The sequence below is a fragment of the Komagataeibacter xylinus genome (assembly GCF_009834365.1).
GTDB classification, from domain to species: Bacteria; Pseudomonadota; Alphaproteobacteria; order Acetobacterales; family Acetobacteraceae; genus Komagataeibacter; species Komagataeibacter xylinus_D.
Map to the genome: position 1 here is coordinate 1,930,935 of NZ_CP041348.1, position 13,691 is coordinate 1,944,625.

Annotated in this window: 13 protein-coding genes and 3 pseudogenes; 5 read left to right on the plus strand and 11 right to left on the minus strand. The window is 61.9% G+C overall.

Translation table 11 applies throughout. The features are described 5' to 3' along the window. Positions 1-68: 68 nt before the first annotated feature. The 4 genes from FMA36_RS09195 to FMA36_RS09210 all read right to left on the minus strand — a co-directional run bounded on the left by FMA36_RS09195 (position 69) and on the right by FMA36_RS09210 (position 3,568). On the minus strand, positions 69-668 hold the full coding sequence (locus tag FMA36_RS09195; protein WP_240906316.1) for a Crp/Fnr family transcriptional regulator: 600 nt from the start codon (positions 666-668) through the stop codon (positions 69-71). 377 nt (positions 669-1,045) lie between these two features. After that, positions 1,046-1,702: a TetR/AcrR family transcriptional regulator gene (locus FMA36_RS09200; protein WP_159262085.1), complete on the minus strand. Its 657-nt coding sequence runs from the start codon at positions 1,700-1,702 to the stop codon at positions 1,046-1,048. A 174-nt stretch (positions 1,703-1,876) separates the two neighbouring features. Then, positions 1,877-2,323, minus strand: coding sequence for a hypothetical protein (locus FMA36_RS09205; RefSeq protein WP_159262086.1), 447 nt, complete (start codon positions 2,321-2,323; stop codon positions 1,877-1,879). Positions 2,324-2,644: 321 nt separating this feature from the next. After that, positions 2,645-3,568 carry a ketopantoate reductase family protein gene (locus tag FMA36_RS09210; RefSeq protein ID WP_159263814.1) on the minus strand — a complete coding sequence of 308 codons (924 nt, stop codon included), beginning with the start codon at positions 3,566-3,568 and terminating at the stop codon, positions 2,645-2,647. Positions 3,569-3,829: 261 nt separating this feature from the next. On the opposite strand from FMA36_RS09210, the pseudogene FMA36_RS09215 reads away from it, so the two are divergent. The 3 genes and pseudogenes from FMA36_RS09215 (at position 3,830) to FMA36_RS09225 (ending at position 6,289) form a co-directional block, all read left to right on the plus strand. After that, a pseudogene (locus tag FMA36_RS09215) lies at positions 3,830-4,545 on the plus strand (IclR family transcriptional regulator). 189 nt (positions 4,546-4,734) lie between these two features. Then, positions 4,735-5,025 (plus strand): GlcG/HbpS family heme-binding protein, encoded by a 291-nt coding sequence (locus tag FMA36_RS09220; protein ID WP_408885608.1) that lies wholly within the window; start codon positions 4,735-4,737, stop codon positions 5,023-5,025. A 32-nt stretch (positions 5,026-5,057) separates the two neighbouring features. Then, positions 5,058-6,289: pseudogene (locus FMA36_RS09225) on the plus strand (MFS transporter). Between the two features lie 4 nt (positions 6,290-6,293). On the opposite strand, the gene FMA36_RS09230 reads toward FMA36_RS09225, so the two are convergent. Next, the gene (locus tag FMA36_RS09230; RefSeq protein WP_159262087.1) at positions 6,294-7,289 is read right to left on the minus strand and encodes a helix-turn-helix domain-containing protein; all 996 of its coding nucleotides are present in this window, start codon (positions 7,287-7,289) and stop codon (positions 6,294-6,296) included. Then, positions 7,222-7,614 (minus strand): annotated as a pseudogene (locus tag FMA36_RS09235) (oleate hydratase); the annotation flags it as partial. The gene FMA36_RS09230 and the pseudogene FMA36_RS09235, both read right to left, overlap by 68 nt. Positions 7,615-7,874: 260 nt before the next feature. Here FMA36_RS09235 and FMA36_RS09240 point away from each other — a divergent pair. Continuing rightward, on the plus strand, positions 7,875-8,411 hold the full coding sequence (locus tag FMA36_RS09240; protein WP_159262080.1) for a phospholipase D family nuclease: 537 nt from the start codon (positions 7,875-7,877) through the stop codon (positions 8,409-8,411). On the opposite strand, the gene FMA36_RS09245 is transcribed toward FMA36_RS09240, so the two are convergent. Beyond that, positions 8,389-9,267 carry a LysR family transcriptional regulator gene (locus FMA36_RS09245; RefSeq protein WP_159262081.1) on the minus strand — a complete coding sequence of 293 codons (879 nt, stop codon included), beginning with the start codon at positions 9,265-9,267 and terminating at the stop codon, positions 8,389-8,391. The genes FMA36_RS09240 and FMA36_RS09245 overlap by 23 nt on opposite strands. A 119-nt stretch (positions 9,268-9,386) precedes the next feature. Between FMA36_RS09245 and FMA36_RS09250 the strand changes: the two genes are divergently transcribed. Then, entirely contained in the window at positions 9,387-10,442 is a 1,056-nt protein-coding gene (locus FMA36_RS09250; RefSeq protein ID WP_159263816.1) for a YeiH family protein, read from the plus strand. Between the two features lie 40 nt (positions 10,443-10,482). Here FMA36_RS09250 and FMA36_RS09255 read toward each other — a convergent pair whose 3' ends face one another. The 4 genes from FMA36_RS09255 to FMA36_RS09270 form a co-directional block, all read right to left on the minus strand. Next, complete coding sequence (locus tag FMA36_RS09255) at positions 10,483-10,818, minus strand: DUF2934 domain-containing protein (RefSeq protein WP_159262082.1); 336 nt, start codon at positions 10,816-10,818, stop codon at positions 10,483-10,485. Between the two features lie 33 nt (positions 10,819-10,851). Continuing rightward, positions 10,852-11,646, minus strand: coding sequence for a family 1 encapsulin nanocompartment shell protein (locus FMA36_RS09260; RefSeq protein ID WP_159262083.1), 795 nt, complete (start codon positions 11,644-11,646; stop codon positions 10,852-10,854). Between the two features lie 12 nt (positions 11,647-11,658). After that, on the minus strand, positions 11,659-12,666 hold the full coding sequence (locus FMA36_RS09265; protein ID WP_159262084.1) for a Dyp-type peroxidase: 1,008 nt from the start codon (positions 12,664-12,666) through the stop codon (positions 11,659-11,661). A gap of 135 nt (positions 12,667-12,801) precedes the next feature. Next, positions 12,802-13,401, minus strand: coding sequence for a Crp/Fnr family transcriptional regulator (locus tag FMA36_RS09270; protein ID WP_240906316.1), 600 nt, complete (start codon positions 13,399-13,401; stop codon positions 12,802-12,804). Between the last annotated feature and the right edge of the window lie 290 nt (positions 13,402-13,691).

Here is a 13,691-nt window from a genome sequence, read left to right on the forward strand (position 1 = left end):
GATGGCGCGGCAGGGGGCAGATAGGCGGATTGAACACGCGGCAGCCCCGGTCAGGTGCTTGCGGGCCCTTAAAATATTTCCATGATTTTATGCCGGTCGAGCACGATGCGCTGTGACGAGAGGCGTTTGATCAGCCGCATGTCTTCCAGTTCCTTGAGCATGCGGCTTGTCGTTTCAACGGCAAAGCCCAGGTAATCGGCAATATCCTTGCGGTCCATGGCCAGGGTCAGGATATTGGAGTGCCGGTCATAGAAATCGGCCTGCTTGCTGCATTCAAGCAGAAAACCCGCCAGCCGCTTGACCACAAGCGGGTAGGTGGCCAGCAGCAGGTGGCGCTGTGCTGCCTTGGTGTAATTGAGTGCCTGCTGCAGGAACAGGGTCTGGATGCGTGGATGGATCTCGATCAGCTTGAGCAGGGCGGCATAGGGGATCTGGAACAGGTAGGTATCCACCAGCGCAATGGCGGAGGCGGGATAGACCCCGTCTTCAATGGTGCCGAACATGTCGCCGGGCCATATGAAGGCGAAGATATGGTTACGGCCATCGTGCAGGTGATGTTCCAGCCGCACGGCGCCTGAACGGATGCGGTAGACATATCTGCCCGCCTCGCCCTGGGTATAGATACGGCGCTTCGCGGGCTTGTGTATTTTCGTGGAGATCGCGTTCAACGCCTCCCGTTCTTTGTCAGTAAGCGTGAAATCTCTGAACATCATGAACATCTATATGCAGGGGCGCGTTGTTTTTGTGTGTTCGTCAAGGATTTGCCCCCATGCCGGGCGGCGTTGCATCCTGGTGTTCCAATGTGGGCAGCCATCAGCCGGTGCGCGCCGTTTCTGACCATCAGGATCGCATTGGTCGGCACCACCCTCATTCCATCTTGTGGCTACCCGGCAAGGGTACGTCATTTTAACGCTTATATATACGATACCGTATCGTATCTCAATATAACATGGAGGAAACCCCTATAAAAAACGATCTGTCGCGGTGTTTGAAAAGAATCAGGACAATGCCGCCTTCCCGAACAAAAAGGCCGCACCCCGAAACCTTATTTCTCCCGGATGCAGATGCCTGAAGTAAAGATCTGCCATGCGCGTTCAAAAAAGCGCGCGCGTGTCTGCGGATCATGCAGTTTGTTCAGGCGCAGCATGGTGTTCTGTAGCGGCCAGCCCAGGAACAGGCTGATCAGGATGCGGGTCGTCTCTTCATGGTCGGTGGAGTGGATGCGCCCGGCATCGGCCGCGGCCTTGATCAGACGGCTCAGCGTGGCCACGAAGGGCTCCGCGATGGTGTGCATCATGTCATCCACGACAGAAGCGATGCGGTGCCCGTCCGCAATGACAATGCGGTAGGCTTCAAGCGTTTCGGGCCGCAGCATGAAGTCAAGGAAGAACTGGCTGATTTCGCGCGTGGCAACCAGCGGGTCGGTAGAGGAAGCCTCGACCGCGCCTGCCGCCTCGAGCAGCAGCTTGCCCCGCGCCGCCACCACCGCGCGGAACAGGTCTTCCTTTGATGCGTAGCGTCGGTACAGGCTGGCCTTGCTGCACTCCGCCACGCGCGCGATCTGCTCCAGCGATGTGGCGGCGTAACCCTGCTTGATGAACAATGCCGTTGCAACTTCAAGAACATGCCGGTCGAGTTGCGCCGAGCCTTCAGGCGTCGGGCGTCCGCCCGTATGTGGCGGTCTTGATGATACGTCAGACATTCTTCGTCCCTTAACTCCAGTCATCAGTCAGTCACATTATGTCACGAAGCATAACATGATATGCGGGCCTGGTGTCATTCAGCCGTGCAATCCTGCCTGTTGCCATGGGGATGCCAGAATGGGGGCGCGTGTTCAAATGGTCATTGCAAATGGGTGGCGCCTCCGGGTTCCGGGCTACATGCCGCCCTTGAGGCGAAAGGTAAGCCGCGCGATCTGCCCGGACAGGAAAGCGCCCCGGGTATTTGCTACGAGATTGATGTCCACGCCCCGGCCATTTTCCATGACAAGACCAGCCGTGCCATGATGGATGGTGGCCGTGCCGCCCACGCTCCAGTACGTGCCATTGAAATCCTGCAGGCGGCCAAGGTTGCGCACGCAGCCCTGACCTGACAGCGCCATGCCACCCACGCTCAGCATGCCGCCGCCCCGTATGGTGAAGGGATAGGCGTGCGTGCCGTCATACAGCGTGCCCCGGCCCCAGACGTAACCAACCCCTGCCGCGATATGGCGCGCCGAGAGTTCGATCCGGGCATCGGTGGCCTCGCACGCGGCCTGCGCCGTGCCCTGAAAGGCCAGAAAGCTGGCGAGGGCCACAAGGCCTGTATGCCGGAAGTGGTTCATCACATGATCCAGTGAAAGGAGAGCAGGGGCATTCGTTTCCTTGAACGGAACGGTTCAGTTTCGTTTAATTGAGGGCAAAAGGCCCGTCAATGACAAAACAGCCCTACCCCGTCGCTTCCCTGTGCCGGGCCTGATAGTCCTTGAACGGCAGCAATATAATATTTTGGAATTATAAAATTTTTGGTGAAGCTTTTCCCAGGAAGCTTCGAAAGACGTCGCCTTTTTGAAAAAAAGGCGACACCCGGAAACTATTCTTTTTTTGATTGATGATTTGTTTTTAAACAGTCTCCTGCAGTTACATCATGGCATCCGGCTTCAGTTTTACCGGGTGTCACGGCGCAGTTCATAAGCGCGCAGGTTCAGGTCCGTCAGGTCGAGGATGGGAGTGGCAATGCCATGGGCACGCGCGCGGGCGACAAGATCGCCAATAATCTGCTGTGCTTCAACCGGCGCGCCCTGCGAGAGGTCACGGAACATGGAAGATGTCAGCGTGGAGTCCGGTTGCGTCAGTCTTTTGGTAATGGCGTTGATGGTATCAGGCGCGAGGGGATAGCCGACGGCTGCGGCAGTCGTGGTGCATTCCTTGATCGTGGCATGCACGAAATCGGTGCCACCGGGCAGGCGGGCCACCTCGCCCACGCTTGCGCGCATGAGGCAGCATAGCGTGCCCAGCGAGGCCAGGAGCGTCCATTTGTTCCACATATCCTGCAAGATGTGCGGCGAGGGCACCGTCTCGAACCCCGGCGCGCTCAGGGCATCGGTCATGGCATTGGCGTCCTGCCCCGCCACCAGCGGGCCGAATACCAGTCGGGGGGTAACGCCAGCCTGATGGATGCGGCCTTCGCCGTCGAGACTGCTGACAATGAAGCAGGTGCCCCCCATGACCGCCTCGCGGCCAAAGCGGCTGGCCAGCACATCAAGGTGCCGCATGCCATTGAGCAGCGGTATGATGCGCGTCTGCGGGCCGATGGCAGGCGCCATGTCCACCATCGCGGCGGCAAGGGAATAGGCTTTTACGCTCAGGATGACGATGTCGTAGGGGTGGATGATCTGATCCGCCGTGATCATGTGCGGGGGCAGCGTGGCATCACCCAGCGGGCTGACAAGGCACAGCCCTGTTGCGCTGAGTTGCGCCTGCCGCCGTGGGCGCACGAGAAATGTCACGTCATGGCCTGCTGCCGCCAGGCGCGCGCCAAAATACCCCCCCACGGCCCCGGCGCCGACAACAAGGATCTTTGGAGTCATCATGGTGTTTCCCGCCTGTATCCGGTCATGCATTGCGGCGTGACTGTGATCCCGTCTGCCTCGCACGGTCAAGCCAGCCTGCGTGCGGAGCGCTTGACGCCGCGCGCTTCACGGCCATGCGCGTCCTGTCCATGCGGCACGGACCGCGGCATGGGGCAGGGACGTTGTGCCGCTCCCCCTTGTGGCCGGTTATTTTTCAGGTAAGGGCATGGTCCGGGCCTGTCCGGTCATGCCGTGCCGGAGGGTATGCAGGAGGGTGACATGGCCAGCGTGCCAAAACGGATCCAGTCCATCGTGCGCGCCGCCGCCATTCTGGAAATCATGGCGCAGGCAGGTGGCAGCGCGCGGCTTGGCGAGATCGCTGCCAGGGCGGGCATGGAAAAAACCACCGCCCATAACATTCTCCAGACCCTCGACCACCTTGGTTACGTGCAGCGCCGTCCGGGCGACATGCGCTACCATCTGGGCGGGCGCATTCTCAACCTGTCGCGCATCATGGGCGATGACCATGGCCTGCGTGCGCGCATGCGCCCCACGCTTGAAGCCATTGCGCGGCACAGCGGGGCAACCGTGCACCTGGGCGTGCCCAGCGGGGATGAAGCCGTTTATCTGGACCGGGTGGACCCGCACGCCCCCGAGGATTCTGCCACGGCCGCGCGCGGCGCGAAACCATCGAGCGGTGGGGCGTTCCTGGCCTTTGTGCCCGGCATGGGCCAGCGCGTGCTCAGCACCCGCGCCCATGCGCTTGACGGGGGCGCGCGACCAGATCGAGGCCGTGCGCCTTAAGGGTTACGCGCTTGACCTTGAAAGCTACCGCCCCGGCCAGAACGCGGTGGCCGTGCCGTGGCGCGAGCACGGCGAGGTCCGGGCCGCCATTGCCCTGACCGGCTCCTGCGCCGACCTGCCACGCCCGTCTGGTGCGGCTGGCATGGATGATGATGACGCATGTGGCGCGCGCCACGGTTCAGCAATGTTGAACAAATCGGGATTTTGGTAATTGGTGCGTTACGCCCGCACTGGGCAAGGCTAGGCTGCGCTTTTTATGCAAGCCGTGGAAGCCGACATGAAACTGACCGATGCAATGACCATGATGGAGGCCGCCTGGCCGAGGCGCGAAAGCGCGGGTTTGGCGTGTGCATTTCCATCGTTGATGCTGCCGCCTGGCCTTGGTCTTTACCCGCATGGATGGCGTGCCGCTGGGCCTGATCGATGTTGCAACCAAAAAGGCGCGCACGGCGGCCCTGTTCCATATGGACAGCGCCGATCTGGCCACGATCGCCCGCCCCGATGGCGGCCTACACGCTGGAAAACACCAATGCGGCCTGACCAGTTTTGGCGGTGGTCTCGTGCTCAGGGGCGCGCATGGCAGCGTGGTCGGCGCGATTGGCGTCTCTGGCGCGCCTACGGAAGATGATATCGCGATCGCCCGCATCGCCGCCAACACGCTCGGGGCCTGAGCGCCTCCTTTATCTGACCTGGACCTGCCATCATGACCCAGACCGCACCCCCCGCAGGCGGGGTCGCCCCCATTGCGGCGCCCCATGGCGCGAAAGCTGCTTTCTTTATCCTCACCTTCGGCACGTTCGTGGTCGGCACGGGTGAGTTCGCCATCATGGGCATGCTGCCCGAATTCGCCTCCTCGCTCGGGCTGTCCGCCTCTGATGCGGGGCATGCCATCACGGCCTATGCGCTGGGTGTTGTGGTGGGCGCGCCGCTCATCACCATCCTTGGCGCGCGCCTGTCGCGGCGCGAGCTGCTGCTGATCCTGTTTGTCCTGTTCTGCTGTGCCAACCTGCTCAGCGTGGCCATGCCCACGCCGGGGCTGGTGGAAGTGGCCCGCTTCATCACCGGCCTGCCGCATGGCGCGCTGATCGGCATCTCGGCGCTTGTCGGGGCCTCTATGGTGGAGCGTGCGCGGCGTGGCTGGGCCGTGGGGCGCATCCTGTCGGGCATTGCCATTTCCACCCTGGTGGGTGCGCCGTTCTCAACGTTTGCCGCCGATCATTTTGGCTGGCGCATCGCCTATCTCATCATCGCGGCACTGGGGCTGCTGACGGTGGCAGGCATCTGGCGCTATATCCCCGCCGATCCGCCCAACCGCAAGAACTCCCCGCTCAAGGAAATCCGTGCGCTGGCCAATACGCAGGTGCTTCTGACGCTGGTCACGGCGTCGATCGGCTTTGGCGGCATGTTCGCAATCTACACCTACCTGACCAGCGTGCTGCTCAACGTGACGCATGTGCCTGAATGGCGCATCATGATCTACATGATCGTGTGCGGCGCGGGCATGCTGATCGGCGCGAATGTGGGCGCGTGGATCGTGGACCGCAACCTCGACCGCGCCGCCCTGCTGGCGCTGGCAGGCAGTGCCATGGTCATGCTGGCCTTTCCGTTTGTGCTGCATAATGAGCCGGCTCTCATGCTCGATGTGCTGCTCGTGCCCGCCTTCGTCAATGCGCTGGGCCGGCATTGCAGACCCGGCTGATGGATTTCGCGGGTGATGCGCAGACGCTTGCCGCCTCGCTCAACCATTCGGCCTTCAACATTGCCAATGCGCTTGGCGCGTCACTGGGCAGCGCCCTGCTGGCGCGGCAGTTCGGTTATGGCGCGTTGGGCGTTGGCGGGGCGGTGCTGTCAGCCGGTGGGCTGGTGGTCTATGTGCTGGCCATGGCCCTGCTCAGGCGTAGCGGGCAGACGGAGGTGCGGGGCGATATCGAGTGAGCGCCTAGCGCATGCCCAGCGCCTTCATCTTGCGGTAGAGCGTGGCCCGGCCAATGCCAAGATGCCGGGCTGTGGCCGTAACATTGCCATGCGCGAGTGCGAGCGCCGAGCGGATGACATTTTCTTCCGCCTTGCGAAAGCTCACCCGATCCTCCACCTCAAGGCGGTGCAGCAGGTTGGGGTGGGTGCGGATCATGTCATCCGTCCAGCCGGTCAGGCTGCGGGCGGCATGGGTGGCCCCGGTCACTTCGCCCTCGGCATTGATGGCGACAAGCGGGGCCGAGCATCCTTCGGCCAGGCCCAGCGTCAGCACCCGTGCACCTTCATGGTATTCACGAAAGAGCTGCTCCTCGATCCGGCGGCCTGATTGCAAAAGGGTGTCGAGCACGAGCGGAGCAAGCCTGCGCGAGGTATCGCCATTGAAGGCGGCAAGGTTGATCGCGCCTGCAACCTGACCATGCGCGTTGAAGACCGGCACGGCATAGCTTGCCAGCAGCGAGAAGCAGAAGCGCCAGTGCTCGCCTTCACCCAGAAAGATGGGACAGCCATCCTGCACCGCCGTGCCAATGCCGTTGGTGCCCGCCATGCGTTCGCTCCAGACAGCACCTTCGCGCAGGGCAAGCCTGCGGCACAGGCCCATATGGGCTTCGTCTATGTTGCGGGCGAGGATGGTGGCATCAGGATCAGCGAGCAGCACCATGAAGTCGAGCCCCTGCACAAGGCTGAACAGGCGCTGCATTTCCGGCATGGCGATACGGAGCAGGCTGGCGGAGCGGGTGCTGACATGCCGCAGTTCTGCGCCTGAAAGCACATCGGCCTGCCACCCCTGCGCGGGGTCGAGATTATAGGATGCAACGCAGCGCTGCCAACTTGGCGACTTCTGTTGCGCCAGCAGGGCGCAGTGTCTGGCCCATGAGGGGCGGCCGGGCGGGGGGCAGGGGCTGCATGGCGCGGATGGGGCTGCTGCTGGGGTCGGCGCGGTTGAGGCGGTAGAACTCATCAAGCACGGAGGCGCCGGGCACTTCGAGCGACGGGATCGAGCGGTACAGATCCCACAGGCACTGGAACTGCTCTTCCATTTCCCGCCCGCCGCGAATGAGCCAGCCGGTCTCGGCATTGCCCGTGCCATCAAGCGCGCCGCCATTGTCGCCTGAGGCTTCAAGAATGGTGATGCGTGCCGGGGGCATGCCCGCATCACGGATCAGGAAGGCGGCGGCGGCCATGCCACCAAGGCCGCCGCCTATGATCCAGGCTGCGCGGGTCTCAATCCCGGCGGGCTTTTCGGGGCGGACGAATGCTTCAAAATTGCTATGGGCATATCTCATGGAATTTGCGCCTTGTTGGAGCCATGCATCACGGCCCTGCCTTTTCCCCCGATGGGAAAGTCTGCTGAACATAGCGCGATTTTTGGACATTGATGTCGTTGATATTTATCAATCCGCAAAGCAGGGATACACGGGCCGGATACGGCGCCCGTGGCAGCCTGTGCGGCGCGGGGAGAGCGGGTTGGGCGTGCCCTTATGGTTTTGGAGCACATGGCTGAGCGCAAGAATTTATACAGATATTCGTAGATAAAGAAGAGAGCATGAAAAGCATTATTATAGCCCTTCTCTGTATTGGCCTGACAACGCCGGTTTATGCCCAGTCGCATATCGATGTCGGTTTCTCGCCCGAAGGATCGGCAACTGAGCTGGTGCTGAACGTGATCAGGAGTGCAAAGAGCCAGATCCGCATGATGGCGTTCTTCTTCAGCGCCGATAATGTGGTCGATGCCCTGATCAAGGCCAGGCAGCGCGGGGTGGATGTGGCAATCGTGCTTGATGAGGAAGGCAATCAGGGCAAGGGCAACCAGATGGCCATCGCACGGGTCAGGGATGCCGGTATTCAGGTCAGGATGGATGATGTCTACGCCATGCAGCACGACAAGGTCATCATTACCGATGGTCGGAATGTCGAGACCGGTTCATTCAATTTCACCAAGGGTGCGCAGCGCAAGAATAGTGAAAACGCCCTGGTGATCTGGGATGATCTTGCCCTTGCGCAGGCCTATCTGGCGCATTGGCAGAACCGGTGGGATCACGCCCGCCAGGCATGGCGTTTCAGCCTGCCTCCCGGCCAATAAGGGCCAGCAGGGCTTCCGCCGCCGGGCTACGGTAGCGTTCCTTGTGGCGTAGCCCGTAAAAGGCGCGCAGGCCGAGTTCGCGCGGCACGGCATGCAGCGTGCCCGCCTGCAATGCGGGGGCGATGACCAGCGAAGACAGCGCGCCAATGCCAGCCCCGGCTTCGATCGCAGTGCGCACGCCTTCGTTGGAGGGTAGGACAAGCCCGATTTTCAGTTCTTCCGGCGCAATGCCCCACTGGCGCAGCTGGTGCTCCAGTGTGGCCCGTGTGCCCGAGCCCGGCTCGCGCATGACCCATGTGGCCGTGCGCAGCCACTGCGTGCCGGCATGGGCGGGCGGGCAGGGGGCGGCCTGTATCAGGGTCAGGCGGTCGGTGCCCAGAGGCCACTGGGCCAGGGCTGGGTCATCGATCAGGGCCTCGACAATGCCAAGGTCAACCACGCCATCACGCACCCGTCCTGCTGCTTCCTCCGTGTTGCTGATGGCGACGTCAACGACAATGTGCGGATAGTGCTGGCGGAATGACACCAGAAAGCGCGGGAGCCAGTAGGCCGCAATGGTCTGGCTGGCCACCACGCGCAACGTGCCCCGCTTCAGGCCACTGAATTCCTCCAGCATGTTTTCAGCCGCTGCCGCCTGGGCCAGCACTGCCCGGGCTTCGGGCAGGAACAGGCGGCCGGCTTCCGTCAGCCTGATGCCGCGGCCGATGCGGTGGAACAGCTTGATGCCATGGCGCTCTTCAAGTGCCGCGATGGCGGCGGACACGGCGGATTGCGTCACGTTCAGCGCCCGACTGGCAGCGGTGACGTGCTCGCGTTCGGCCACGGCAATGAAAAGGCGGAGCTGTTCAAGGGTCATGTCCCAGCCCTACCACAACCAATCATAAAAAACGATTGAAACAAGAAAAACTATGCATTTGATTGATTGAATATCCGCCCCCTAACCTGCGTGGCGAAAGGGAGGATACCGTGACGACCATGCCATGCAGACCGCTGTTCCCGTTGCGAAACATTGATTTTCCAGCGCGTGTCGCGCCGGGTATCGGGCTGTGCCTGGCCATCGGCGCACTCGCCATCGGGCTTGAAAGGGCGCAGGCGGCGCTGTTTGGCAAGTCGTGGCTCGAAGCCCTTAACCTGGCCCTGCTGCTTGGCGTGGGCGTGCGCGCAATCTGGCGGCCCAGGCCTGCGTGCCTGCCCGGCATAAGCTTTTGTGCCCGCACCCTGCTCAATATCGCCATCGTGCTGCTCGGGGCCGCGTTCAGCGTGGGGGCGGTGCGCGCGATCGGACCGGGGCTTGTGGCGGGAGCCGTGGGCATCGTGGCGTTCGGTCTGGTTTTTACCTGCTGTGTGGGCTGGCTTGCGGGGTTACCCGCGCGGCAGACGCTGCTGGTGGCCTGCGGCAATTCCATATGCGGCAATTCGGCCATCATGGCAGCCGCCCCGATTATCGAGGCCGATGATGACGACGTGGGCGCAAGCATTGCCTTTACGGCAGCCGGTGGTCTTGTGGTGGTGCTGGGGCTGCCGTTGGTGGTGCCCTTGCTGGGGCTGCCCAAGGGCGCGGAGGGCGCGCTTGCGGGGTTGACGGTTTATGCCGTGCCGCAGGTTGTGGCAGCGGCAGCACCTTTTGGCGTGGCGGCCGTGCATGTCGGCACGCTGGTCAAGCTGGTGCGGGTGCTGATGCTCGGGCCGGTATGTGTTGTGCTGGCCCTGATTGCCAGCGCATGGCGCGCGCGTGAGGCGGCGCAGGGCGCATGCCTGCCGCCCGTGACCCGGCTGGTGCCGTGGTACATCATCGGTTTTGTGGCCATGATGGCGGTGCGGTCGGCGGGGGGAATTCCGGCTTGGCTTGTCATGCCGCTTAACTATTGGGCCACGTTTCTGACCATCCTCGCCATGGCGGCCCTCGGGCTGGGCGTTGAACTCCGGGCCGTTCTGCGGGCTGGCAGGGCTTTGATGGTCACGGTCAGCATTTCACTGATCGGGCTGCTTGGCGCGAGCATGGCGCTGGTGCGGGTCATGCTCGGGGGGTAGGCAGGTGCAGGATGGAAATTCTCCATCCTGCACGGCAGGGTCAGTCCTGGTCTTTCAGGGCCTTTGCCTCTTTCTCGCGCGTGGCGAAGGGCACTTCCTGTTTGTCATCAAGTTCATCCATGCTGCCGCCGGAATTGCCAAGATTTTCCTCCAGCCAGGCCTGCTCGATGGGCTCTCCGTTGGCATCGAGCGGCACGGGTGAGTCAACGGGGATCTGGCCTGCATCGGGGTTGCTTTCCATCCCGATCAGTTCCGATGCGGCTTCACGGTAGGCAGCAGCACCACAGCCGGGCTTGCCGTCGGCTTCCCACAGTTCCTGGGCTTTGGCGGTGATGCGGGCTTCGGTTTCGGGTGTTGTGGCCAGGGGGTTCTGCATGATCATGTCCTTGAAAGCGTATTCGGTTTGAAATCAGTCGAGGGCGACGGCTGCCTCGCTGGTCAGCACCCGGAAGATAAAGCTCTCCTGCAGGTAAAGTTCGACCGTGTCAGCCGTATGGGACAGATAGCCGATCGAGAAATCCTGCCCGATATCAAGCTGCAGGTCACCGCCGCGCAGGGAGATGACAAAGGCCCCTTCAATGGCGGGCGCCCAGACCAGCTTGCCTTCAATCAGGCTCTCGATGTGTTTGCGCACCGGGTAGCCTGCATCATCACCGCCGCTGACCGCCTCATACGCCTTGGCACCAAGCACGATGGCATAGGGGCCGTTAACGCCCGCAAGGCGCAGTGCGCCAAGGGCATCGGCAATGGCATGCGGGTAATCCTTGACCGATGCGGGCAGCTTGACATGCGCGTTCGATGTCGCCTGCGCGATCCCGGCCATGCCGGCTGCGGTGTAGCCTGTAAAAATGGCACGATCCTCGGCAAAGGCGATTTTCTTTGCCGCATCCTTCACCGGCTGCCAGTCGGCATCGCACGCACCGCGTTCGACTGCATCGATTTCCGCGCGTGACAGGGTAAAGGGCACACGCAGTTCCACCACCGGCAGCACGTCGCGTATTACGGCCTGCACGCCGTCGGTCGGGGCATCGATGCGCCGCTCGCGCCCCGTGCCCACGGCAGAAAAGGCCGTGCCCTTGGGTTCGGAAACATCAACCACGCGGCGGCCGGCAAGGTGGCGGCGCAGGGTGCGGGTGGCTTCGTCCTCGATTTCGGTCCACGCGGCGGATGAAACGGGGGCAAGGTGTCTGTGCAGGTTGTTCATGTCTGGTGTCCTTTATTTCAGTGATCCGATGCTCAGCGAACCGGCCGGAGCCGCCACGGGCTGCGGCGCTGCGGCCACGGGGGGCTGTGGCGCGGGCAGGTCGGGTGCGGCATCAAGAAAATCAGAGGTGGGAATGAAGAACAGGTTGCCGGTCACTGCCGTGCTCACATCAAGCAGCCGGTCATAATTGCCCGGCGGCAGGCCTACGAACATGTTGCTGAGCATGCGCTCGATGCGCGCGGGCGAGCGGGCATAGCCGATGAAATAGGTGCCGAACTCGCCCGTGCCCACCGTGCCAAAGGGCATGTTGTCGCGCACGATCTGGAGCTGCTGGCCGTTTTCTTCAATATTGGTCAGCACGTTATGGGCGTAGCTGGGCTTGGCGGCCTCGGGCAGTTCAATGTCCGATACCTTCCTGCGGCCAACGATGTGCTCCTGCACCTCGGTGGGTATGGCATCCCATTTTTTCAGGTCGTGCAGGTATTTCTGGATGATGACATAGCTGCCGCCCTTGAAGGCCGGGTCTTCATCACCGATCAGGGTTGCATCACGGGCGGGCTGGTCGACCGGGTTTTCGGTGCCATCGACAAAACCGAGCAGGTCGCGGGCATCGAAATACTTGAACCCGTGCACTTCATCCACCACCGTGGCCACACCTTCAAGCCGCGAGACGATGGCGGTGGCGAGTTCAAAGCACAGGTCCATCCGCGTCGCGCGGATATGGAACAGAAGATCGCCCGGGGTGGAGGGGGCATGGTGCACGCCATTGATCTCGGCAAACGGGTGCAGGTCCATCGGGCGCGGTGCGCCGAACAGGCGGTCCCACGCCTGTGAGCCTATGCCGGTTATGCAACTCAGCCGACCATCATCAATACGGAATCCGACACCGCGTACAAGCGAGGACAGGTCTCCCATCAGGTCGCGCACCTGCGGGCCGACTTCGGTGTCGGCGCTGAGGGTCAGGACAAGAAAAACCGCGGCCTGGGTCAGCCTTGTGTCAATGGGTTGTGGTGTGGCCAATGCTCTCGAACTCCCTGCAGACAACGCCTGTAGCGGCCTAGCATAGGCAGGTGGCGGGGCGTGGCAAGATGGCGCGGCAGGGGGCAGATAGGCGGATTGAACACGCGGCAGCCCCGGTCAGGTGCTTGCGGGCCCTTAAAATATTTCCATGATTTTATGCCGGTCGAGCACGATGCGCTGTGACGAGAGGCGTTTGATCAGCCGCATGTCTTCCAGTTCCTTGAGCATGCGGCTTGTCGTTTCAACGGCAAAGCCCAGGTAATCGGCAATATCCTTGCGGTCCATGGCCAGGGTCAGGATATTGGAGTGCCGGTCATAGAAATCGGCCTGCTTGCTGCATTCAAGCAGAAAACCCGCCAGCCGCTTGACCACAAGCGGGTAGGTGGCCAGCAGCAGGTGGCGCTGTGCTGCCTTGGTGTAATTGAGTGCCTGCTGCAGGAACAGGGTCTGGATGCGTGGATGGATCTCGATCAGCTTGAGCAGGGCGGCATAGGGGATCTGGAACAGGTAGGTATCCACCAGCGCAATGGCGGAGGCGGGATAGACCCCGTCTTCAATGGTGCCGAACATGTCGCCGGGCCATATGAAGGCGAAGATATGGTTACGGCCATCGTGCAGGTGATGTTCCAGCCGCACGGCGCCTGAACGGATGCGGTAGACATATCTGCCCGCCTCGCCCTGGGTATAGATACGGCGCTTCGCGGGCTTGTGTATTTTCGTGGAGATCGCGTTCAACGCCTCCCGTTCTTTGTCAGTAAGCGTGAAATCTCTGAACATCATGAACATCTATATGCAGGGGCGCGTTGTTTTTGTGTGTTCGTCAAGGATTTGCCCCCATGCCGGGCGGCGTTGCATCCTGGTGTTCCAATGTGGGCAGCCATCAGCCGGTGCGCGCCGTTTCTGACCATCAGGATCGCATTGGTCGGCACCACCCTCATTCCATCTTGTGGCTACCCGGCAAGGGTACGTCATTTTAACGCTTATATATACGATACCGTATCGTATCTCAATATAACATGGAGGAA

Bases quoted from the DNA above. Each gene is read 5' to 3' on its own strand.
- FMA36_RS09200 (WP_159262085.1), bottom strand. From the start codon at position 1,702: ATGTCTGACGTATCATCAAGACCGCCACATACGGGCGGACGCCCGACG.
- FMA36_RS09205 (WP_159262086.1), bottom strand. From the start codon at position 2,323: ATGAACCACTTCCGGCATACAGGCCTTGTGGCCCTCGCCAGCTTTCTG.
- FMA36_RS09210 (WP_159263814.1), bottom strand. From the start codon at position 3,568: ATGACTCCAAAGATCCTTGTTGTCGGCGCCGGGGCCGTGGGGGGGTAT.
- FMA36_RS09230 (WP_159262087.1), bottom strand. From the start codon at position 7,289: ATGAGTTCTACCGCCTCAACCGCGCCGACCCCAGCAGCAGCCCCATCC.
- FMA36_RS09240 (WP_159262080.1), top strand. From the start codon at position 7,875: ATGAAAAGCATTATTATAGCCCTTCTCTGTATTGGCCTGACAACGCCG.
- FMA36_RS09245 (WP_159262081.1), bottom strand. From the start codon at position 9,267: ATGACCCTTGAACAGCTCCGCCTTTTCATTGCCGTGGCCGAACGCGAG.
- FMA36_RS09250 (WP_159263816.1), top strand. From the start codon at position 9,387: ATGCCATGCAGACCGCTGTTCCCGTTGCGAAACATTGATTTTCCAGCG.
- FMA36_RS09255 (WP_159262082.1), bottom strand. From the start codon at position 10,818: ATGCAGAACCCCCTGGCCACAACACCCGAAACCGAAGCCCGCATCACC.
- FMA36_RS09260 (WP_159262083.1), bottom strand. From the start codon at position 11,646: ATGAACAACCTGCACAGACACCTTGCCCCCGTTTCATCCGCCGCGTGG.